Genomic DNA, 18,774 nt, shown 5'->3' with positions numbered 1-18,774 from the left:
TAAGAACAATGGCAGTTGTTAAGTGTAAACCTACATCTCCGGGTCGTCGCCACGTTGTTAAAGTGGTTAACCCAGAGTTGCATAAAGGTAAGCCTTATGCACCGTTGCTTGATTCAAAAAGCAAAACTGGTGGTCGCAATAATAATGGTCGTATCACTACCCGTCATATTGGTGGTGGTCATAAACAACATTATCGTATTGTCGACTTTAAGCGTAATAAAGATGGTATTCCAGCAGTTGTTGAACGTTTGGAATATGATCCAAACCGTAGTGCAAATATTGCATTGGTTTTATATAAAGACGGTGAACGTCGTTATATTTTAGCGCCTAAAGGCTTAAAAGCAGGTGATCAGATCCAATCTGGTGTTGATGCATCAATTAAAACAGGTAACTGTTTACCAATGCGTAACATCCCAGTCGGTTCTACCGTGCATAATATTGAAATGAAACCAGGTAAAGGCGGACAACTTGCTCGCTCTGCTGGTAGTTATGTTCAAATTGTTGCGCGTGATGGTGCTTATGTAACATTACGTCTACGTTCAGGTGAAATGCGTAAAGTATTATCTGATTGTCGTGCCACAGTTGGTGAAGTTGGTAATTCAGAGCATATGCTTCGCGTATTAGGTAAAGCGGGTGCAGCGCGTTGGCGCGGTGTTCGTCCTACTGTTCGTGGTACAGCAATGAACCCGGTAGACCATCCACATGGTGGTGGTGAAGGTCGTAACTTTGGTAAACATCCTGTGTCTCCATGGGGTCAAAAAGCCAAAGGATTGAAAACGCGTAGCAACAAACGTACTGATAAGTATATTGTTCGCCGTCGCAATAAGAAATAATTAATATAGAGGATTAGCTATGCCACGTTCTCTCAAGAAGGGTCCTTTTATTGACCTACACTTGCTGAAGAAGGTAGAGAAAGCGGTGGAAAGCGGGGACAAGAAACCAATTCGTACTTGGTCCCGTCGTTCAACGATCTTTCCTAACATGATCGGTTTGACCATCGCTGTCCATAATGGTCGTCAGCACGTTCCAGTTTATGTTTCCGACGAAATGGTTGGGCATAAATTGGGTGAATTCGCGCCGACTCGTACTTATCGCGGCCATGCGGCTGATAAGAAAGCTAAGAAGAAATAAGTAGGAGAAAGAGATGGAAACAATTGCAAAGTACCGCCACGCTCGTTCTTCTGCACAAAAAGTTCGCTTAGTTGCAGATCTTGTTCGCGGTAAGAATGTGTCTCAGGCACTAGATATTTTAACATACACCAATAAAAAAGCGGCTGTACTTGTTAAAAAAGTATTAGAGTCTGCTATTGCTAATGCAGAGCATAACGATGGTGCTGATATTGATGATCTAAAAGTTGCGAAAATTTTCGTAGATGAAGGCCCAACCATGAAGCGTATTATGCCTCGTGCGAAAGGTCGTGCAGATCGAATTTTGAAGCGTACGAGTCACATCACCGTGATCGTTTCAGATCGCTAGGCTGGAGAATAGCAATGGGTCAAAAAGTAAATCCAAATGGTATCCGATTAGGCATTGTCAAGCCTTGGACATCTACATGGTATTCGGGTACAAAGACATTCGCTGATAATTTAGAAAGTGATTTTAGAGTGCGTGAATTCTTGAACAAAGAATTAGCGCAAGCGTCAATCTCTAAGATTGTGATCGATCGTTCAGCAGAAACTAACGTTCGTATTACTATTCACACTGCTCGTCCAGGTATTGTGATTGGTAAAAAAGGCGAGGACGTTGAAAAATTACGTAATGCCGTAGCTTCTATTGTCAATAAATATAAAGACAAAAGAGAAAAACGTGATGTTGCAGTACAAATTAATATTGCTGAAGTTCGTAAGCCAGAACTTGATGCTAAATTAGTAGCTGATAGCATTACTTCTCAGTTAGAACGCCGTGTTATGTTCCGTCGTGCTATGAAACGCGCGGTTCAAAATGCAATGAAGGCGGGTGCTAAGGGGATCAAAGTTGAAGTAAGTGGTCGTTTAGGTGGCGCTGAAATTGCTCGTAGTGAATGGTATCGTGAAGGTCGTGTACCTTTACATACATTACGGGCTGACATTGACTATGGTTTGTCTGAAGCATTAACTACCTATGGTATTATTGGTGTTAAAGTGTGGATCTTCAAAGGTGAGATCCTTGGTGGTATGGCTGCCGTTGAACAAGCAGAAAAACAACCTGCTGCTCAACCGAAAAAGCAGCGAAAAGGCCGAAAACAATAAGGAGCGTCGCTGATGTTACAACCAAAGCGTACAAAATTCCGTAAAGTGCACAAGGGCCGCAATCGTGGTCTAGCTGTAAGTACTGAAGTCAGTTTCGGTACATTCGGTCTTAAGGCTGTAGGTCGTGGTCGTTTGACTGCGCGCCAGATCGAAGCAGCACGTCGTGCAATGACTCGTGCAGTTAAGCGTCAAGGTAAAATCTGGATTCGAGTTTTCCCTGATAAACCAATTACCGAAAAACCACTTGCAGTGCGTATGGGTAAAGGTAAGGGTAACGTTGAATACTGGGTTGCTCAGATTCAACCAGGTAAAGTCCTTTATGAAATGGACGGTGTACCGGAAGAAGTTGCTCGTGAAGCATTTGCGTTGGCAGCTGCAAAACTGCCAATTAAAACCACCTTTGTGATTAAGACGGTGATGTAAATGAAAGCAAAAGAGCTACGCGAAAAAAGCGTTGAAGAGTTAAATACTGAACTTCTTAATTTATTACGTGAGCAATTTAACTTACGTATGCAATTAGCTGGAGGTCAGTTGACACAGACTCATATGTTAAAACAAGTGCGTCGTAATATTGCACGTGTTAAAACGTTATTAACTGAGAAGGCGGGTGCGTAATATGACTACTGAAGTAAAAATTCGTACTCAGCAAGGTCGTGTTATTAGCGACAAAATGGATAAATCTATTACTGTAGCTATTGAACGTAAAGTGAAGCATCCGTTATATGGTAAGTTCATTAAACGTACGACTAAATTGCATGTACATGATGAAAACAACGAGTGTGGTATTGGCGATACTGTAGAAATTAAAGAGTGCCGTCCATTATCAAAAACCAAATCTTGGACTCTTGTTCGAATCGTTGAAAAAGCAGTTGTTTAATCTTTTTGATTAAAAACTGGACATAATATAATAAACGGCTCAGCGGCCGTTTATTTTATGCTATCCATTTTATTTGAGTGGTGATATACTATGCATCACTCACGTAAGTGGGTTTTTGGTTGTCTATTCTTATCCATGGTAGTTGAGGTGGATGAAGGTAGATTAGACAATAATTTATTTATACGGAGCATTAAAATGATCCAAGAACAGACTAGGCTAGATGTTGCCGATAACTCTGGCGCACGTAGCGTAATGTGTATCAAGGTTCTCGGTGGATCGCACCGTCGTTATGCAGCAGTAGGGGATATCATCAAAGTTACCATTAAAGAAGCAATTCCTCGTGGTAAAGTTAAAAAAGGTGATGTGCTTAAAGCTGTTGTTGTACGCACTAGAAAAGGTGTTCGTCGCCCTGATGGATCTGTCATTCGTTTCGATCGCAATGCTTGTGTTATTTTAAATAATAACAGTGAGCAACCGATTGGTACGCGTATTTTTGGACCGGTCACTCGTGAACTTCGTTCTGAGAAGTTTATGAAGATCATTTCATTAGCACCAGAAGTACTGTAAGGAGCGGGTAATGGCAGCGAAAATCCGTCGAGAAGATGAAGTTATCGTGTTAACCGGTAAAGATAAAGGGAAACGCGGTAAAGTTAAAAGTGTTTTGTCTACAGGCAAAGTGATTATCGAAGGTATTAACTTGGTGAAAAAACACCAAAAACCAGTACCAGCATTAAATCAAGAAGGTGGAATTGTTGAAAAAGAAGCAGCTATCAATGTTTCTAATGTAGCAATTTTCAACCCCGCTACAGGCAAAGCAGATCGCGTAGGCTTCCGTATTGAAGACGGTAAGAAAGTCCGTTTTTATAAGTCTACTAATGAATTAATCAATTAATTAAGTAATTTGGAGTGTACGATGGCGAAACTGCATGATTACTACAAAGCACAGGTAGTAAATAAACTGCAAGAACAGTTTGCCTACAAATCTGTCATGCAAGTCCCTCGGATCGAAAAGATCACCTTGAATATGGGTGTAGGTGAAGCAATTACTGATAAGAAATTATTAGATAATGCGGTTGCAGATTTAGCTGCAATCAGTGGTCAAAAACCACTAGTCACTAAAGCACGTAAGTCAGTTGCTGGTTTTAAAATCCGCCAAGGGTATCCTATTGGTTGTAAAGTCACTTTACGTGGCGAACGTATGTGGGAATTTTTCGAACGTCTAGTTTATATTGCTCTTCCTCGTACTCGAGATTTCCGTGGTTTAAGCGCAAAATCTTTTGATGGTCGTGGTAACTATAGCATGGGTGTTCGTGAGCAAATCGTTTTCCCTGAAATCGATTATGACAAAGTTGATCGTGTTCGTGGTTTAGATATTACTATTACCACTACTGCACAATCAGATGAAGAAGGCCGAGCTTTATTATCTGCCTTTAACTTCCCATTTCGTAAGTAAGGTAGGGCATAATGGCTAAACAATCAATGATTGAACGCGATAAAAAACGCGTAAAGCTAGCAGAAAAATATTTTGCAAAGCGTCAAGAATTAAAAGCGATTATCTCTGATCTTAATGCATCAGATGAAGATCGTTGGAACGCAGTGCTTAAATTGCAAACGCTTCCTCGTGATTCTAGTCCATCACGTCAACGTCGTCGTTGTCGTCAAACTGGTCGTCCTCATGGCGTCCTTCGTAAGTTTGGTTTAAGTCGTATTAAGGTTCGTGAGTCAGCCATGCGTGGTGAGATTCCTGGTCTTAAAAAGGCAAGTTGGTAATCAGGGGAGTGTTATAGATGAGCATGCAAGATCCTATAGCAGATATGTTGACCCGTATTCGTAACGGTCAATCTGCGAATAAAGTTGCAGTCACCATGCCTTCCTCTAAGCTGAAAGTGGCAATTGCCAACGTGCTAAAAGAAGAAGGTTATATTGGGGACTATAAAGTAGTTGGTGACACTAAGCCAGAGTTGGAAATTACTTTAAAATATTTCCAAGGTAAAGCTGTTGTAGAAAGTATCAAACGAGTTAGCCGTCCAGGTTTACGTATTTATAAACGTAAAGATGAATTGCCAAAAGTTATGGCTGGATTAGGTATCGCAGTTGTTTCTACTTCTAAAGGTGTTATGACTGATCGTGCAGCACGCCAAGCAGGTCTTGGTGGTGAAATTATCTGCTACGTAGCGTAAGGGAGAAAAAAATGTCTCGTGTTGCAAAAGCACCTGTCGTTATTCCTGCTGGCGTAGAGGTAAAACTCAATGGTCAGGTAATTACGATTAAAGGTAAAAATGGCGAGTTATCTCGCACAATAAATAATGCTGTTGTGATTAATCAAGAAGAAGGTCAAATTAAATTTGCTCCTCGTGATGGTTTTACTGATGCTTGGGCTCAAGCAGGTACAGCTCGTGCATTGATTAATGCAATGGTTATTGGTGTTACTGAAGGTTTTACTAAAAAACTTCAGCTAGTTGGTGTCGGTTATCGTGCACAAGTTAAAGGTAATGCAATTGGTTTATCACTTGGATATTCACATCCAATTGAACATCAATTACCTGCAGGTGTAACAGCTGAGTGTCCTTCTCAAACTGAGATAGTACTAAAAAGTGCTGATAAACAGTTAATTGGACAAGTGGCTGCTGATATCCGTGCTTATCGTCGTCCTGAGCCTTATAAAGGTAAAGGTGTTCGTTACGCAGATGAAGTTGTGCGTACTAAAGAAGCTAAGAAAAAGTAAGGTAACACTATGGATAAGAAATCAGCTCGTATCCGTCGTGCAACTAAAGCGCGTCGCAAGATGCATGAACTACTTGCAACTCGCTTGGTGGTTCATCGCACTCCGCGTCATATTTATGCGCAGATTATCGCACCAAACGGATCAGAAGTACTGGCAGCTGCTTCTACATTAGAAAAAGCTATCAGTGAAAGTTTAAAATACACAGGAAACAAAGATGCAGCAGCGGCGGTTGGTAAAGCAATTGCTGAACGTGCATTAGCGAAAGATATCAAAGAAGTTTCATTTGATCGTTCAGGTTTCCAATATCATGGTCGAGTTCAGGCGCTAGCAGATGCTGCTCGCGAAGCTGGCCTACAGTTCTAAGGTAGGAGTTAAAGATGTCAAACATCGAAAAACAAGCTGGTGAACTGCAGGAAAAACTAATCGCAGTTAACCGAGTTTCTAAAACCGTAAAAGGTGGCCGTATTTTTAGTTTTTCTGCACTAACAGTTGTTGGTGACGGTAATGGCCGCGTAGGTTTTGGGTATGGTAAAGCACGTGAAGTGCCAGCAGCAATTCAAAAAGCAATGGAAAAAGCACGTCGCAATATGATCAATGTTGCTTTAAATAACGATACTTTACAGCATCCAGTTAAAGGTGCTCACACAGGTTCTCGTGTTTATATGCAGCCAGCATCAGAAGGTACTGGTATTATCGCCGGTGGTGCAATGCGTGCCGTTTTAGAAGTTGCAGGAGTTCGTAACGTTCTAGCTAAAGCATATGGTTCTACTAACCCAATTAATGTGGTTCGTGCAACTATAGATGGCTTAGGGAATATGAAATCACCAGAAATGGTTGCTGCTAAACGTGGTAAAACCGTCGAAGAAATTTTGGGGTAATTAACCATGGCAAAAACAATTAAAATTACACAAACCCGTAGTTCAATTGGTCGTCTACCGAAGCATAAAGCGACGTTAGTTGGTCTAGGATTACGTCGTATTGGTCATACTGTTGAACGTGAGGATACTCCTGCAATTCGCGGTATGGTGAACCAAGTTTATTACATGGTTAAAGTAGAGGAGTAATAGTAATGCGTTTAAATACTTTATCTCCTGCTGAAGGTTCAAAGCATGCACCAAAGCGTCTAGGTCGAGGAATCGGTTCTGGGCTAGGTAAAACTGGTACTCGTGGTGTTAAAGGTCAAAAATCTCGTTCAGGTGGTGGCGTTCGTCGTGGCTTTGAAGGTGGTCAGATGCCTTTATATCGTCGTTTACCAAAATTTGGCTTTACCTCACGTAAAGCTCAAGTTACAGCTCAAGTTTGTCTTTCAGATTTAATGAAAGTCGAAGGTGATATTGTTGACCTAAATAGCTTAAAAGTTGCAAATGTGATCAATTCACAAATTGAATATGCAAAAATTATGTTATCTGGTGAAGTAACGAAACCAGTAACTATTCGCGGTATTCGTGTAACTAAAGGTGCGAAAGCTGCAATTGAAGCTGCTGGCGGAAAAATTGAGGAATAAGTAGAAAGATGGCAAAGCGACCAGGATTAGATTTTCAAAGTACACGAGGCGGTAGTGGTGAGCTTAAAAGACGCTTAATGTTTGTGCTTTTAGCGCTTATTGTTTTTCGTCTTGGTTCTTACATTCCCGTTCCTGGTATTGATACTAAAGCGTTATCGGACTTACTAACACAAGCATCGTCAAATGGTATTGTGGGTATGTTCAATATGTTCTCTGGTGGTGCTTTAAGCCGTGCTTCAATTTTTGCTTTAGGGATAATGCCTTATATTTCTGCATCAATTATTGTACAGTTATTAACAGCAATTAGCCCTAAGTTAGCAGAATTGAAGAAAGAAGGTGAATCCGGTCGTAAAAAGATTAGTCAGTACACTCGTTACGGCACATTAGCTTTAGCAATAGTACAGGCTGTTGGTATTGCAACTGGTTTACCAAACATTCCTGGTTATGGTCATGTTGTGATTAATCCAGGATTTTCTTTCTATTTTATCGCATCGGTTAGCTTAGTTACTGGCACTATGTTTCTTATGTGGTTGGGAGAACAAATCACCGAGCGAGGTGTAGGTAATGGTATTTCAATCATTATCTTTGCTGGTATCGTGGCGAGTCTTCCACATGCTATTTATGAAACGATTGAACAAGCTCGTTCTGGTTCATTGCATCCGATTTTATTATTAGTTGTTGCTGCATTAGTGGTTGGCGTAACTTATTTTGTTGTATTTGTTGAGGGTGGGCAACGAAGAATTGTTGTTAACTATGCGCAACGACAACAAGGGCGTCGCATTTACGCTGCGCAAAGTACACATTTACCATTAAAGATTAATATGGCAGGTGTTATTCCTGCAATATTTGCCTCAACAATTGTTATGTTACCGTCGATGATGGCTTCTTGGTTTCAAGGAGATGGTGAAGGGTGGAGATACATTATTGTACTTATTGGACAATATTTTTCTCACGATCAACCATTATATATAATCTTTTTTGCGGCAGCGATTATCTTCTTTTGTTTCTTTTATACAGCGTTGGTTTTCAACCCAAGGGAAACAGCAGATCAGCTTAAAAAATCTGGCGCATTTATTCCAGGTATCCGTCCAGGAGAACAAACATCTAAGTATATTGACAAAGTGATGACTCGTTTAACGCTAATTGGCGCAATCTACATTACTTTTGTATGTTTGGTTCCAATGTTTATGACAAGCGCAATGAAAGTTCCTGTCCAATTTGGTGGAACATCTTTATTAATTGTTGTTGTTGTAATCATGGATTTTATGGCACAAGTACAGACTTTAATGATGCCAAATCGTTATGAGTCAGTGTTAAAGAAAGCGAACCTTAAAGGCTATGGCCGATAAGTTAGCCAGAAGTTACGGAGAAAAAAATGAAAGTTCGTGCTTCAGTCAAGAAATTATGCAGAAATTGTAAAATCATTAAACGTAATGGCATTGTTCGTGTTATTTGCGTTGAAGGTAAGCACAAACAACGTCAAGGTTAATTGATTTAACTAGAAAGTTGAGCTTTTGCATATTTTTCTTGCCAAAGTATAGTAAAGCTGGCTAGAATGACCAGCTTAGATTTAGTTGTGAATTCACTATTTGAGTATCCTGAAAACGGGCTTTTCAGTATGGTGAATTCGCTAAACATTAACAATAAAGGAGTGCATAGTGGCCCGTATAGCAGGCATTAACATTCCTGATCAACAACATGCTGTAATTGCTTTACAGGCAATTTATGGTATTGGAAGTACTCGCGCTAAGACAATTTGTGCTGAAGCGGGTATTCCTGAACATGTTAAGATCAGAGAACTATCTGAAGATCAGATTGAAAAGTTACGTGAACAAGTCGCTAAATTCACTGTTGAAGGTGATTTACGTCGTGAAGTAACTATGAGTATCAAGCGTTTATTAGACCTTGGTTGTTATCGTGGCATGCGTCACCGTCGTGGACTTCCTGTCCGTGGTCAACGCACAAAGACTAACGCTCGTACCCGTAAGGGACCGCGTAAGCCAATCAAGAAATAATTGAGGTATAATTAAATGGCAAAGACACCTGTTCGTACACGTAAACGTGTAAAAAAGCAAGTTTCTGATGGTATAGCTCATATTCATGCATCATTTAACAATACAATCGTAACTATTACCGATCGTCAAGGTAATGCGTTAGGTTGGGCAACCGCTGGTGGTTCTGGTTTCCGTGGCTCTCGTAAATCAACACCTTTTGCAGCTCAAGTGGCCGCAGAACGTTGTGCTGAAGCTGTCAAAGATTACGGAATTAAGAATCTAGAAGTTATGGTTAAAGGACCTGGTCCTGGTCGTGAGTCAACAATTCGTGCATTAAATGCAGCGGGTTATCGCATCACTAACATTACTGATGTTACTCCGATTCCTCATAACGGTTGTCGTCCACCAAAAAAACGTCGTGTTTAATTTTTAAACATTGAATGTTTAGGATTATTGGAGAAATAAAATGGCAAGATATTTGGGACCAAAACTCAAATTAAGTCGTCGTGAAGGTACAGATTTATTCCTTAAGTCTGGTGTCCGAGCGGTTGATAGTAAATGTAAATTAGAACAAGCTCCTGGACAACATGGTGCGCGTAAACCGCGTTTATCAGATTATGGTGTTCAGTTACGTGAAAAACAAAAAGTTAGACGTATTTATGGAATTTTAGAACGTCAATTCCGTAATTATTATAAAAGCGCTGCGCGTATTAAAGGCAATACAGGTGAAAACTTACTTGGGCTTTTAGAACGTCGCTTAGATAACGTTGTTTATCGCATGGGATTTGGTGCGACACGCGCTGAAGCTCGTCAGTTAGTTAGTCATAAAGCTGTTCTTGTTAATGGTCGCGTTGTGAATATTGCATCTTATCAAGTTTCACCTGAAGATGTGATTAGTGTTCGCGAAAAATCAAAAAAACAAGCACGTATTAAAGCTGCTTTAGAGCTAGCTGAACAACGTGAAAAACCAACATGGTTAGAAGTTGATGCTAGCAAGATGGAAGGTGTATTTAAACGCTTACCAGAACGTTCAGATTTATCTGCTGATATCAACGAACATTTGATCGTCGAACTTTACTCTAAGTAAAGTTTAGCACTTAAGAGAGGACATAATGCAGGGTTCTGTAACAGAGTTTTTAAAACCTCACCTAGTTGATGTTGTTCAATACAGCCAAACACATGCTAAAGTGACTTTAGAGCCACTAGAACGTGGTTTTGGCCATACTTTAGGTAATGCACTACGCCGCATTTTATTATCATCTATGCCGGGATATGCAGTAACCGAAGTTGAAATTGACGGTGTTCTGCATGAGTACAGTACTAAAGAAGGCGTTCAAGAAGATGTACTTGATATTTTGCTTAATTTAAAAAAATTAGCAGTACGCGTACATACGAAAGATGATGTTATGCTGACTTTAAATAAATCAGGCATTGGTGCAGTAACTGCATCTGATATCATTCATGATGGTGATGTTGAAATTGTTAATCCTGATTTAGTAATTTGTCACCTTACTGATGCCAATGCTTCAATTAGTATGCGTATTCGTGTACAACGAGGACGTGGTTATGTCCCTGCTTCTGCTCGAGTTAAGTCAGAAGATGAAGAACGACCAATCGGTCGTCTATTAGTTGACGCATGTTATAGCCCTGTAGAGCGCATTGCATATTCAGTTGATGCTGCTCGTGTGGAACAACGTACGGATTTAGATAAACTTGTCATCGATATGGAAACTAATGGTACTATCGATCCAGAGGAATCTATTCGTCGTGCATCAACTATTTTGGCTGAACAACTTGAAGCTTTCGTTGATTTACGTGACGTACGTCAACCAGAAGTAAAAGAAGATAAACCGGAATTTGATCCAATTCTTTTACGTCCAGTAGATGATTTGGAATTAACTGTTCGGTCTGCTAATTGCTTAAAAGCAGAAGCAGTTCATTATATTGGTGATTTAGTACAACGTACTGAAGTTGAGTTACTTAAAACCCCTAATCTTGGTAAGAAATCACTTACTGAAATTAAGGACGTACTCGCATCTCGTGGTTTATCTTTAGGCATGCGTCTTGAGAACTGGCCACCAGCAAGTATTGTTGAAGACTAAAATAAAATTTATATAAGAAGGATAAAGTTATGCGCCATCGTAAAAGTGGTCGTCAACTGAACCGAAATAGCAGCCATCGTCAAGCAATGTTTCGTAACATGACTAGTTCACTTGTTGAACATGAAATCATCAAAACTACATTGCCTAAAGCAAAAGAGTTGCGTCGTGTTGTTGAACCGTTAATTACGCTAGCCAAAAGCGATAGCGTAGCTAATCGCCGTCTGGCTTTTGCTCGTATCCGTGATAAAGATACAGTTAAAAAATTATTTTCAGATTTAGGTCCACGTTTTGCTACCCGTCCTGGCGGTTATGTACGTATTTTAAAATGTGGTTTCCGTGATGGGGATAATGCTCCAATGGCTTATATCGAATTAGTTGATCGTCCTGCAGTAGAAGAAGCAGAAGCAACAGCTGAATAATAGTAAATCATTGTGTACTAAAACCGGCTATAAGCCGGTTTTTTATTTATCAAAACGATATCTTGATTCATAAATTGCTAACCTCATTTAAGTTTGGCTATTAACTTAATGATGTCAAGATATTATCGATTAGATAGATAAATGATATAAATATATGGTTATTTACTCTATAATTAATAATGAGGGGGAGGTATTTCTTCAGATAAACTAGCAATATTTGATGATTGAGTTGCTTGTAGTTTTTGGGACAATAAAGTTAATTGTTCTTTTAATTTACTTATATCTTCCTGAAGATGTGCCACCATTTGATTTAATTCTTCAATGGTAACTTCTTGAAAAGCCACTTTAGTTTCCAGTAATTCCAGCTGTTGATTCATAAAATAGATTCACGCATTAGTTAGTAGATAATAAGCTACATTGTAAGTAAAAATAGTTATGAAATCCATCCACGTTCAGCAAAAGAAACATATTCACCTTTACCAATTACAATATGATCGATAATACGAATATCGATTAATTCGCAAACTTTCTCTAATCGTTGAGTAAGGCGTCTATCAGCTTGGCTTGGTTCTGCTAAACCAGAAGGATGATTATGCGCTAAAATTAAAAACGCTGCATTAACCTGTAATGCTCGACGAGCGACCTCTCTTGGATGTACTTCTACACAGTTATAAGTACCTACAAACATTTCTTCAGAAGTAATGACTCGATTTTGATTATCTAAGAAAATAACCATAAAAATTTCTCGATCTTTATTTGCTAATAGACTAGATAAATAGTGAAGCGTTAGTGCAGGCGACGTAAGCGAACCTTCATTACTCATTTTTAATTTTAAATATCTATGTGAAAGCTCGATAACTGCTTTTAATTGTGTGTATTTAGCTGTGCCCAATCCTTGCTTTTGACAAAACTCAGTGTGGCTTGCATTCATTAGGTGGTAAAAGGAGCCAAACTCATTTAACAACTTTTGTGATAGTTCTAAAACGGGCAAATTTCGAGTGCCAGTACGCAAAAAAAGAGCCAGTAATTCTGCATCACTGAGTGTCTCAACGCCAAATTTTAAAAGCTTCTCACGTGGCATTAATGCAACTGATTTTGACGGCATAATTGCTAGATTCCAATAATTGTAAAATAGAGATTATTAAAGGAATAATTAGCAAGGTAAAATGATAATGTAAAATATTGGGAGTTATTTCACAACTTATTAAGCCATATGAAATAAAAATCAAATAAAAAGCGCTATGTAGCGATTTTTATTTGATTTTAATCGGTAGGTTAGTGACAACCGCAGCCTCCATGATTACCGCCACAGCAACCTGTATTTTCTTCATCTTCATCTTCATGAGAATGTCCACTACACCCACAACCGCCATGATCATGTTTACCATGAATATGACCGTGTGCAATTTCTTCCTCAGTTGCTTCACGAATAGCTAATACTTCGACGTTGAATTGCAAGTCTTGCCCTGCTAACATATGGTTTCCATCAATAGTTATGGTATCTCCGTCGATAGAGGTGATTTCAACCGGTAAAGAGCCATGCTCAGTATCAGCAAAAAATCGCATACCAACCTCAAGTTCATCTACGCCGACAAAAACGTCACGAGGAACATTTTGTACAAGAGCATCATTAAAATCTCCGTAAGCATTAATTAGCTCAACGTCAAATTTATCGCCAACTTGATGACCTTCTAATGCGTTTTCAAGATCTTGTAACAAGTTTCCAGCACCTTGTAAATATTCTAGTGGCGCCGCCTTAGTTGCTTCGTCAACTAGAACACCATCTTTAGTGCGAACTTGATATGCTAAACTGACCACTGTATTTTTTGCTATTTTCATTTTTTCTCCAACAAACTTTTATTGAGCAAATTACGCTAGATTTTAACGGAAAAAAGGGTATATGTATTCTAAATTTTATGTCTTTGTTCAAAACTTACAAAAAGAATAATATAAAAAACTAAGATAGTAATTTGTTATTAAATATAATTAAAAAAGGCGCAAACACGTATGGTTTAGCGCCTTTTTAATACAATGGGGGGATCTATTTTAGTTCTAACTCATTCATTGCAGCGATGCTAAAACCACCATCAACGTGAATTACTTCACCAGTAATACCAGATGCTAAATTTGAACATAAAAATGCAGCTGAATTCCCTACATCTTCAATTGTGACAGTGCGGCGTATTGGAGTTACTGATTCGCAGTGAGATAACATTTTTTTGAAATCTTTAATACCTGAGGCAGCAAGAGTACGGATAGGACCTGCTGAGATTGCGTTAACGCGTACACCTTCAGGACCCATAGCATTTGCCATATAACGCACATTTGCTTCTAAGGAGGCTTTGGCTAATCCCATTACATTGTAGTTAGGGATGGCACGTTCAGCGCCTAAGTAAGAAAGCGTAACTAATGCTGAACTTGGATTTAACATTGAACGGCATGCTTTAGCCATGGCAACAAAACTGTAAGAGCTAATATCATGAGCAATTGAAAACCCTTCACGAGTTACAGCATTGACATAATCACCATCTAATTGATCGCCTGGGGCGAAAGCAATTGCATGAACAAATCCGTCGAATTTATCCCAAGTTTTTGCCAGTTCAGTAAATAGTTCGGTGATGCTTTCATCATGAGCCACATCACAAGGTAAAACGATTTTAGAGCCAAAATCTGCGGCAAACTCCTCAACACGATTTTTTAATTTATCGCTTTGGTAAGTAAAAGCTAATTCTGCACCTTCACGATGCATAGATTGTGCAATACCATAAGCAATAGAACGGTTACTTGCAACACCCGTAACGAGTATACGTTTGCCTGTTAAAAATCCCATAAATTATTCCTCTAATGTTTTCACTATATAGTCTAGTATGATTATATGTTGATCAAGCCAACTTCGCTACCATAAATTTCTGTTTTGCACTCTTAGTTATTTTATCTTGTGTTACTACTAGCTGATTATGTGCTTAATAATTGACTATAACAGTCAATTATTAATTGATATTAAGGATGATATCCTTTTGAAAAAATCAGTTAATTATAAAACATTACTCATTTATTTAAGCTACTAGCTACTAAAAGCTAATTAACTTGTAATTAGCTATATTCTGAGCCAGAAAACGATAATTATTAAAGAACTGGATCCTGTAATATTGCGGGCTATTTTTAATCCATTCTTAGTTTTTCACCAACAACAAACCAAGATTTACGAGAATTTAATAAATCTTGTGCCGACATTGGTTTTTTACCCGCTGGTTGGAGCTTTGTCATATTTAATGCCCCTTCGCTTGTTGCGATGCAAATACCATTTTTATCGGCTTGCAAAATGGTACCAACAGGCTGTTTTGAGTCAATTTTAACGACTTGAGCTTGCCAGACTTTGATCAGTTCGCCATTAACATCGAAATAACTAACCGGCCATGGATTAAAAGCGCGTACACAACGCTCAAGTTGCTCGGCAGATAAGTTCCAATCAAGTTTCGCTTCTTGTTTTGAAAGCTTTTCGGCATAAGTAGCCTGTGATGGCTCTTGTTTTTCTGGTTGGATTTTTTGTTCGCAGATGAATGTTAATGTCTCAAGTAACGCTTGTGGCCCTAGTTTAGCCAGTTTTTCATACAGAGATGAACTAGTATCGGTTTGCTCAATTGGGCAGGTAAGTTTATATAGCATATCACCCGTATCAAGCCCTGCATCCATCTGCATAATAGTAATTCCGGTTTCTTGATCTCCAGCCCAACAAGCGCGCTGAATTGGCGCTGCACCACGCCAGCGAGGTAGTAATGAACCATGTACATTTAAACAACCTAGTTTAGGCATATCAAGCACTGCTTGTGGCAAAATTAGGCCATAAGCCACAACAATCATAATATCAGCATTAAGTTCAGCAATGATTTTTTGGTTTTCTTCGGATCTAAGAGTTGTTGGTTGATAAACAGGTAGGTTATTTTCAATAGCTAATTGTTTAACAGGACTAGCGGTTAATTTATTGCCTCGACCTGCGGGGCGATCAGGCTGAGTAAAAACGGCGATCACATTATGGTTAGCGTCAATAAGTGCCTTGAGATGGGTAGCTGCAAAATCAGGCGTACCAGCAAAAATAATATTTAACGGTTTAGTTGTATTAGGCATAAGTATTATGTCCATAATCGAAAAATTGTATGGATTATACCTGAAATTTTAGTAAGAATCTTTAATCAAAAAGGTGTCATATATTATAAGCGCCCTTTATTAGTATCAGACTTGAAGAGAATATTTATAAAAGCAAGCTATGTTGAATCATATCTTTTTTATAAATATTAAGAATTGTATTTTTAAAGGTAAAAATACAAAGTTTTATAAAAATTTAATTAAAATTAAATTAATACCTGAACTGTTTTTATGAAGGAAGCATCACGATTTTTCATTATACTTAAAGTTATGGCAGTTGTTTCTCAGGGCCAGAATGTGCTGACAACTGAGTGAAGTGAGAATGCTAATCAAGGATGTTTGGCGTGACTATATTTTGTCGAATACAAAACATAGACTGAGTGTAAAGAAAGAGGTTTGCCGTAAGGCCTTATTATCTTGCAGCCAAGCGAGAGTTCGCTAAAGGGATTAGCTAATCCTTCTTGGCTCGAACGTCGATTTAATTCATCAAAGGAATAAAACGTCCGAAACCTAACAGGATCCAAATCACCACTATCAAAAACGCCAAACCCATTAAATGACATCCAGAAAATAACTTGATTTTATTCAATTTTTTTGTTTCTCACAAATCTCTTAAATGCTAAAATGGAAAAAACACTGGCACTAAAGCAATATCCACCGCCATAACCAAAAAGGTTAACGGCACGCCAATTTTGACAAAATCGCCAAAGCTATATCCACCCGGTGCAACCACCATGATTTTAATTGGTGATGATACAGGGGTAATAAATGATGCGGATGTGGCAATGGCAACCGTCATGGCAAATGGGTAGGGCGAATACCCAAATTTTAGTGCTAAATCAATGGCGATTGGTGCAATTAAAATGGCGGTTGCGGTATTGGATATAAATAATCCAATCGTTGAGCATAATAAGAAAATAAAGGTCAGCACCATATAAGGGCCGAAAGAGCGCAGGTGAACTTCAAGCCAAGCAGATATAAGCGAAATTCCGCCCGTTTTATTGAGAGCGAGTGCAAAAGGCATCATACCGATAATTAAAATTAAGGTTGGCCAATGTATGGATTTATAGGCATTGGTCATATCAATACAGCGTGTTGCGCCCATTAATAAGCAGGCAATTAACGCAGCAACTACATTGGGCACAATGCCGGACACCATTAGCGTAATCATAATCGCTAGGTTAATTAATGCCATTGGTGCTTGTGAACTTGCCGGTGCGATATCATCAATATCCGATGGATAGTCTAATACCACAAAATCACTGGTTCGCGTTTGTAATTTTTGTATTGAGCCCCAGTCACCACAAACCAATAGTGTATCGCTCATTTGTAAACGTTCTTGGAATAAGTTGTTTGTTTCAACGGGGGCATGATTACGCCAAATGCCAATTACTGTTAGGAAATATTTCCCTCTAAAATTAATTTCATTGAGTGTTTTTCCACATAGTGTGGATTCGGGCAGTAGGGCGACTTCGGTCATACCGACTTGTTTTACTTGTTCTGAAAAATACTCACCGCGTAAAACTTTGGGTTCAAGGTTATTGGTGGTTAAAAAGGTACGATAATCTGCTTCGGAGTGCGACATATCCAGTAGTAAAATATCATTTTCACGAAACTCAGTTGAACCATTAACGGGAATTAATACTTTGTGAAATTTGCGCCAACGTTCAATACCAATAACATTTACGCCATGATCACTACGTAAATGCAAGCCATCAATTGTGCGCCCAACAAACGGGGAGCCTGCTAATATTTGTGCGCGGTGAGCCCGTCCAATTAATTTATAGTCACGGATTAAATCGGTAATTTTCCGTCTTTGTGGTTGGGTATTGGTTGGGGTGACTTGTTCAGCTGTGAGCAACCAATTGCGTGTTAACACACAATAAATGACACCAACAACTAAAACCCCTAAACCAATTGGTGTAATTGAAAAAAAACCAAACTCTTTTAATTTAAAATGATCAAGTTCACTGTTGACAACAAGGTTGGGTGCTGTTGCAACTAAAGTCATCATGCCACTAATTAAGGCAGCAATACAAAGTGGCATCATTAATTTTTTGACGTGAATACCCGTGTGTTTCGCAATACTAATGGCAACAGGGATGAAAATAGCAACTACCCCTGTTGAACTCATGACTGAACCGAGTAACGCAGCGCCTAACATGATATAAATAATAATACGAATATCGTTTTTGCCAGCTATTTTAAGAATATACTCGCTCATTTTGTACGAAATGCCTGTTCTAACTAAGCTTTCCCCAATAATAAATAATAAAGCTATTAAGATGATATTGGGATCGCTAAAGCCAGCTAATGCCTCGCTTGGTGTTAACACGCCACTAATGGTGATAGCTGTAATTGTGAGTAATGCAATAACATCCATTCTTAATTTGCTGAACGTGAACATTAAAATTGCTATTAATAACAACAAGCAAACGGTAATAAGTGGGTCATATTCAATAAAATAATTGGGTAAGACTGTAGTGATTGATGAGACTAAATTATCCTCAGATGACAAATGTTCCACAAAAAGTAGCTCTATGATGCCGATTAGATTTTAGACATAATACCTTGATTTATGGTACTAGGGAATATTTTCTATTGCTGTTTTTTATAATTTATTATCATTACCAAAACGTAAGTAAAGCAGGCGGCTAACATTGTGATAGTATGATAGGAATATGTGAAACATCATCACTTTTGTGGTTAATTTTTGTCAAAAATTTTCAGAAAATAAATTGTTTTAGTATAACTTTAACGTTGCCTGCCGCGTATTTGCGA

General features: G+C 38.8%; 30 protein-coding genes. 24 read left to right on the top strand and 6 right to left on the bottom strand.

Going from position 1 to position 18,774, the window contains the following annotated elements; genetic code table 11:
* Positions 1-8: 8 nt before the first annotated feature.
* From rplB to rplQ, 24 genes are all read left to right on the top strand, one after another.
* A complete protein-coding gene (gene rplB, locus A9G22_RS05945; protein ID WP_065586695.1) occupies positions 9-833 on the top strand; it encodes a 50S ribosomal protein L2 in 825 nt (274 codons plus the stop codon).
* Between the two features lie 19 nt (positions 834-852).
* Positions 853-1,131 carry a 30S ribosomal protein S19 gene (gene rpsS / locus A9G22_RS05940; RefSeq protein ID WP_024496505.1) on the top strand — a complete coding sequence of 93 codons (279 nt, stop codon included), beginning with the start codon at positions 853-855 and terminating at the stop codon, positions 1,129-1,131.
* A 13-nt stretch (positions 1,132-1,144) separates the two neighbouring features.
* On the top strand, positions 1,145-1,477 hold the full coding sequence (rplV, locus tag A9G22_RS05935) for a 50S ribosomal protein L22 (protein WP_034947997.1): 333 nt from the start codon (positions 1,145-1,147) through the stop codon (positions 1,475-1,477).
* Positions 1,478-1,491: 14 nt separating this feature from the next.
* A complete protein-coding gene (rpsC, locus tag A9G22_RS05930) occupies positions 1,492-2,229 on the top strand; it encodes a 30S ribosomal protein S3 (RefSeq protein WP_025314388.1) in 738 nt (245 codons plus the stop codon).
* A gap of 12 nt (positions 2,230-2,241) precedes the next feature.
* Positions 2,242-2,652: a 50S ribosomal protein L16 gene (rplP, locus tag A9G22_RS05925; protein ID WP_065586694.1), complete on the top strand. Its 411-nt coding sequence runs from the start codon at positions 2,242-2,244 to the stop codon at positions 2,650-2,652.
* Positions 2,653-2,844 (top strand): 50S ribosomal protein L29, encoded by a 192-nt coding sequence (rpmC, locus tag A9G22_RS05920; RefSeq protein WP_034902373.1) that lies wholly within the window; start codon positions 2,653-2,655, stop codon positions 2,842-2,844.
* Between the two features lies 1 nt (position 2,845).
* Positions 2,846-3,106, top strand: a complete 261-nt coding sequence (rpsQ, locus tag A9G22_RS05915) for a 30S ribosomal protein S17 (RefSeq protein WP_065586693.1) — start codon at positions 2,846-2,848, stop codon at positions 3,104-3,106.
* 195 nt (positions 3,107-3,301) lie between these two features.
* On the top strand, positions 3,302-3,673 hold the full coding sequence (rplN, locus tag A9G22_RS05910; protein WP_025314392.1) for a 50S ribosomal protein L14: 372 nt from the start codon (positions 3,302-3,304) through the stop codon (positions 3,671-3,673).
* 10 nt (positions 3,674-3,683) lie between these two features.
* Positions 3,684-3,998 carry a 50S ribosomal protein L24 gene (gene rplX / locus A9G22_RS05905; protein WP_065586692.1) on the top strand — a complete coding sequence of 105 codons (315 nt, stop codon included), beginning with the start codon at positions 3,684-3,686 and terminating at the stop codon, positions 3,996-3,998.
* 21 nt (positions 3,999-4,019) lie between these two features.
* Entirely contained in the window at positions 4,020-4,559 is a 540-nt protein-coding gene (gene rplE, locus A9G22_RS05900) for a 50S ribosomal protein L5 (protein WP_065586691.1), read from the top strand.
* Positions 4,560-4,570: 11 nt separating this feature from the next.
* Entirely contained in the window at positions 4,571-4,876 is a 306-nt protein-coding gene (gene rpsN / locus A9G22_RS05895) for a 30S ribosomal protein S14 (RefSeq protein WP_025314395.1), read from the top strand.
* A 17-nt stretch (positions 4,877-4,893) separates the two neighbouring features.
* Positions 4,894-5,286 (top strand): 30S ribosomal protein S8, encoded by a 393-nt coding sequence (rpsH, locus tag A9G22_RS05890; RefSeq protein WP_065567155.1) that lies wholly within the window; start codon positions 4,894-4,896, stop codon positions 5,284-5,286.
* Positions 5,287-5,297: 11 nt separating this feature from the next.
* Complete coding sequence (rplF, locus tag A9G22_RS05885; RefSeq protein WP_065586690.1) at positions 5,298-5,831, top strand: 50S ribosomal protein L6; 534 nt, start codon at positions 5,298-5,300, stop codon at positions 5,829-5,831.
* Positions 5,832-5,840: 9 nt separating this feature from the next.
* A complete protein-coding gene (rplR, locus tag A9G22_RS05880) occupies positions 5,841-6,194 on the top strand; it encodes a 50S ribosomal protein L18 (RefSeq protein WP_025314398.1) in 354 nt (117 codons plus the stop codon).
* Positions 6,195-6,208: 14 nt separating this feature from the next.
* Positions 6,209-6,709, top strand: coding sequence for a 30S ribosomal protein S5 (gene rpsE / locus A9G22_RS05875; RefSeq protein ID WP_065586689.1), 501 nt, complete (start codon positions 6,209-6,211; stop codon positions 6,707-6,709).
* Between the two features lie 6 nt (positions 6,710-6,715).
* Complete coding sequence (rpmD, locus tag A9G22_RS05870; RefSeq protein WP_025314400.1) at positions 6,716-6,895, top strand: 50S ribosomal protein L30; 180 nt, start codon at positions 6,716-6,718, stop codon at positions 6,893-6,895.
* Between the two features lie 5 nt (positions 6,896-6,900).
* Positions 6,901-7,335 (top strand): 50S ribosomal protein L15, encoded by a 435-nt coding sequence (rplO, locus tag A9G22_RS05865; RefSeq protein WP_075508512.1) that lies wholly within the window; start codon positions 6,901-6,903, stop codon positions 7,333-7,335.
* 8 nt (positions 7,336-7,343) lie between these two features.
* The gene (gene secY, locus A9G22_RS05860) at positions 7,344-8,684 is read left to right on the top strand and encodes a preprotein translocase subunit SecY (protein ID WP_065586687.1); all 1,341 of its coding nucleotides are present in this window, start codon (positions 7,344-7,346) and stop codon (positions 8,682-8,684) included.
* 26 nt (positions 8,685-8,710) lie between these two features.
* Complete coding sequence (gene rpmJ / locus A9G22_RS05855; protein ID WP_025314403.1) at positions 8,711-8,824, top strand: 50S ribosomal protein L36; 114 nt, start codon at positions 8,711-8,713, stop codon at positions 8,822-8,824.
* Positions 8,825-8,993: 169 nt separating this feature from the next.
* Complete coding sequence (rpsM, locus tag A9G22_RS05850; RefSeq protein WP_065586686.1) at positions 8,994-9,350, top strand: 30S ribosomal protein S13; 357 nt, start codon at positions 8,994-8,996, stop codon at positions 9,348-9,350.
* A 15-nt stretch (positions 9,351-9,365) separates the two neighbouring features.
* Positions 9,366-9,755: a 30S ribosomal protein S11 gene (gene rpsK, locus A9G22_RS05845; RefSeq protein WP_025314405.1), complete on the top strand. Its 390-nt coding sequence runs from the start codon at positions 9,366-9,368 to the stop codon at positions 9,753-9,755.
* Between the two features lie 40 nt (positions 9,756-9,795).
* Positions 9,796-10,416, top strand: coding sequence for a 30S ribosomal protein S4 (rpsD, locus tag A9G22_RS05840; RefSeq protein ID WP_065567150.1), 621 nt, complete (start codon positions 9,796-9,798; stop codon positions 10,414-10,416).
* 25 nt (positions 10,417-10,441) lie between these two features.
* Positions 10,442-11,431 carry a DNA-directed RNA polymerase subunit alpha gene (locus A9G22_RS05835; RefSeq protein ID WP_065586685.1) on the top strand — a complete coding sequence of 330 codons (990 nt, stop codon included), beginning with the start codon at positions 10,442-10,444 and terminating at the stop codon, positions 11,429-11,431.
* 29 nt (positions 11,432-11,460) lie between these two features.
* The gene (gene rplQ, locus A9G22_RS05830; protein ID WP_065586684.1) at positions 11,461-11,850 is read left to right on the top strand and encodes a 50S ribosomal protein L17; all 390 of its coding nucleotides are present in this window, start codon (positions 11,461-11,463) and stop codon (positions 11,848-11,850) included.
* A gap of 173 nt (positions 11,851-12,023) precedes the next feature.
* On the opposite strand, the gene A9G22_RS05825 is transcribed toward rplQ, so the two are convergent.
* The 6 genes from A9G22_RS05825 to A9G22_RS05800 form a co-directional block, all read right to left on the bottom strand.
* On the bottom strand, positions 12,024-12,227 hold the full coding sequence (locus A9G22_RS05825; RefSeq protein WP_075508511.1) for a SlyX family protein: 204 nt from the start codon (positions 12,225-12,227) through the stop codon (positions 12,024-12,026).
* 56 nt (positions 12,228-12,283) lie between these two features.
* Positions 12,284-12,955 (bottom strand): RadC family protein, encoded by a 672-nt coding sequence (gene radC, locus A9G22_RS05820; RefSeq protein WP_065586682.1) that lies wholly within the window; start codon positions 12,953-12,955, stop codon positions 12,284-12,286.
* A 170-nt stretch (positions 12,956-13,125) separates the two neighbouring features.
* Positions 13,126-13,689, bottom strand: coding sequence for a peptidylprolyl isomerase (gene slyD, locus A9G22_RS05815; protein ID WP_075508510.1), 564 nt, complete (start codon positions 13,687-13,689; stop codon positions 13,126-13,128).
* 202 nt (positions 13,690-13,891) lie between these two features.
* The gene (fabI, locus tag A9G22_RS05810) at positions 13,892-14,680 is read right to left on the bottom strand and encodes an enoyl-ACP reductase FabI (RefSeq protein WP_065586680.1); all 789 of its coding nucleotides are present in this window, start codon (positions 14,678-14,680) and stop codon (positions 13,892-13,894) included.
* A 332-nt stretch (positions 14,681-15,012) separates the two neighbouring features.
* Positions 15,013-15,975 (bottom strand): methionyl-tRNA formyltransferase, encoded by a 963-nt coding sequence (gene fmt, locus A9G22_RS05805; RefSeq protein ID WP_075508509.1) that lies wholly within the window; start codon positions 15,973-15,975, stop codon positions 15,013-15,015.
* Between the two features lie 637 nt (positions 15,976-16,612).
* The gene (locus tag A9G22_RS05800) at positions 16,613-18,481 is read right to left on the bottom strand and encodes an SLC13 family permease (RefSeq protein WP_442899741.1); all 1,869 of its coding nucleotides are present in this window, start codon (positions 18,479-18,481) and stop codon (positions 16,613-16,615) included.
* Positions 18,482-18,774: the final 293 nt, after the last annotated feature.

The organism is Gilliamella sp. App2-1, assembly GCF_001690255.1.
Classification (GTDB): Bacteria; Pseudomonadota; Gammaproteobacteria; order Enterobacterales; family Orbaceae; genus Gilliamella; species Gilliamella apicola_G.
The sequence above is the reverse complement of the archived record's forward strand: the minus strand, read 5'-3'. Positions and strand labels throughout refer to the sequence as shown.

Coding starts and splice junctions, on each gene's coding strand:
- rplB (WP_065586695.1), top strand. CDS start 9: ATGGCAGTTGTTAAGTGTAAACCTACATCTCCGGGTCGTCGCCACGTT.
- rpsS (WP_024496505.1), top strand. CDS start 853: ATGCCACGTTCTCTCAAGAAGGGTCCTTTTATTGACCTACACTTGCTG.
- rplV (WP_034947997.1), top strand. CDS start 1,145: ATGGAAACAATTGCAAAGTACCGCCACGCTCGTTCTTCTGCACAAAAA.
- rpsC (WP_025314388.1), top strand. CDS start 1,492: ATGGGTCAAAAAGTAAATCCAAATGGTATCCGATTAGGCATTGTCAAG.
- rplP (WP_065586694.1), top strand. CDS start 2,242: ATGTTACAACCAAAGCGTACAAAATTCCGTAAAGTGCACAAGGGCCGC.
- rpmC (WP_034902373.1), top strand. CDS start 2,653: ATGAAAGCAAAAGAGCTACGCGAAAAAAGCGTTGAAGAGTTAAATACT.
- rpsQ (WP_065586693.1), top strand. CDS start 2,846: ATGACTACTGAAGTAAAAATTCGTACTCAGCAAGGTCGTGTTATTAGC.
- rplN (WP_025314392.1), top strand. CDS start 3,302: ATGATCCAAGAACAGACTAGGCTAGATGTTGCCGATAACTCTGGCGCA.
- rplX (WP_065586692.1), top strand. CDS start 3,684: ATGGCAGCGAAAATCCGTCGAGAAGATGAAGTTATCGTGTTAACCGGT.
- rplE (WP_065586691.1), top strand. CDS start 4,020: ATGGCGAAACTGCATGATTACTACAAAGCACAGGTAGTAAATAAACTG.
- rpsN (WP_025314395.1), top strand. CDS start 4,571: ATGGCTAAACAATCAATGATTGAACGCGATAAAAAACGCGTAAAGCTA.
- rpsH (WP_065567155.1), top strand. CDS start 4,894: ATGAGCATGCAAGATCCTATAGCAGATATGTTGACCCGTATTCGTAAC.
- rplF (WP_065586690.1), top strand. CDS start 5,298: ATGTCTCGTGTTGCAAAAGCACCTGTCGTTATTCCTGCTGGCGTAGAG.
- rplR (WP_025314398.1), top strand. CDS start 5,841: ATGGATAAGAAATCAGCTCGTATCCGTCGTGCAACTAAAGCGCGTCGC.
- rpsE (WP_065586689.1), top strand. CDS start 6,209: ATGTCAAACATCGAAAAACAAGCTGGTGAACTGCAGGAAAAACTAATC.
- rpmD (WP_025314400.1), top strand. CDS start 6,716: ATGGCAAAAACAATTAAAATTACACAAACCCGTAGTTCAATTGGTCGT.
- rplO (WP_075508512.1), top strand. CDS start 6,901: ATGCGTTTAAATACTTTATCTCCTGCTGAAGGTTCAAAGCATGCACCA.
- secY (WP_065586687.1), top strand. CDS start 7,344: ATGGCAAAGCGACCAGGATTAGATTTTCAAAGTACACGAGGCGGTAGT.
- rpmJ (WP_025314403.1), top strand. CDS start 8,711: ATGAAAGTTCGTGCTTCAGTCAAGAAATTATGCAGAAATTGTAAAATC.
- rpsK (WP_025314405.1), top strand. CDS start 9,366: ATGGCAAAGACACCTGTTCGTACACGTAAACGTGTAAAAAAGCAAGTT.
- rpsD (WP_065567150.1), top strand. CDS start 9,796: ATGGCAAGATATTTGGGACCAAAACTCAAATTAAGTCGTCGTGAAGGT.
- A9G22_RS05835 (WP_065586685.1), top strand. CDS start 10,442: ATGCAGGGTTCTGTAACAGAGTTTTTAAAACCTCACCTAGTTGATGTT.
- rplQ (WP_065586684.1), top strand. CDS start 11,461: ATGCGCCATCGTAAAAGTGGTCGTCAACTGAACCGAAATAGCAGCCAT.
- A9G22_RS05825 (WP_075508511.1), bottom strand. CDS start 12,227: ATGAATCAACAGCTGGAATTACTGGAAACTAAAGTGGCTTTTCAAGAA.
- radC (WP_065586682.1), bottom strand. CDS start 12,955: ATGCCGTCAAAATCAGTTGCATTAATGCCACGTGAGAAGCTTTTAAAA.
- slyD (WP_075508510.1), bottom strand. CDS start 13,689: ATGAAAATAGCAAAAAATACAGTGGTCAGTTTAGCATATCAAGTTCGC.
- fabI (WP_065586680.1), bottom strand. CDS start 14,680: ATGGGATTTTTAACAGGCAAACGTATACTCGTTACGGGTGTTGCAAGT.
- fmt (WP_075508509.1), bottom strand. CDS start 15,975: ATGCCTAATACAACTAAACCGTTAAATATTATTTTTGCTGGTACGCCT.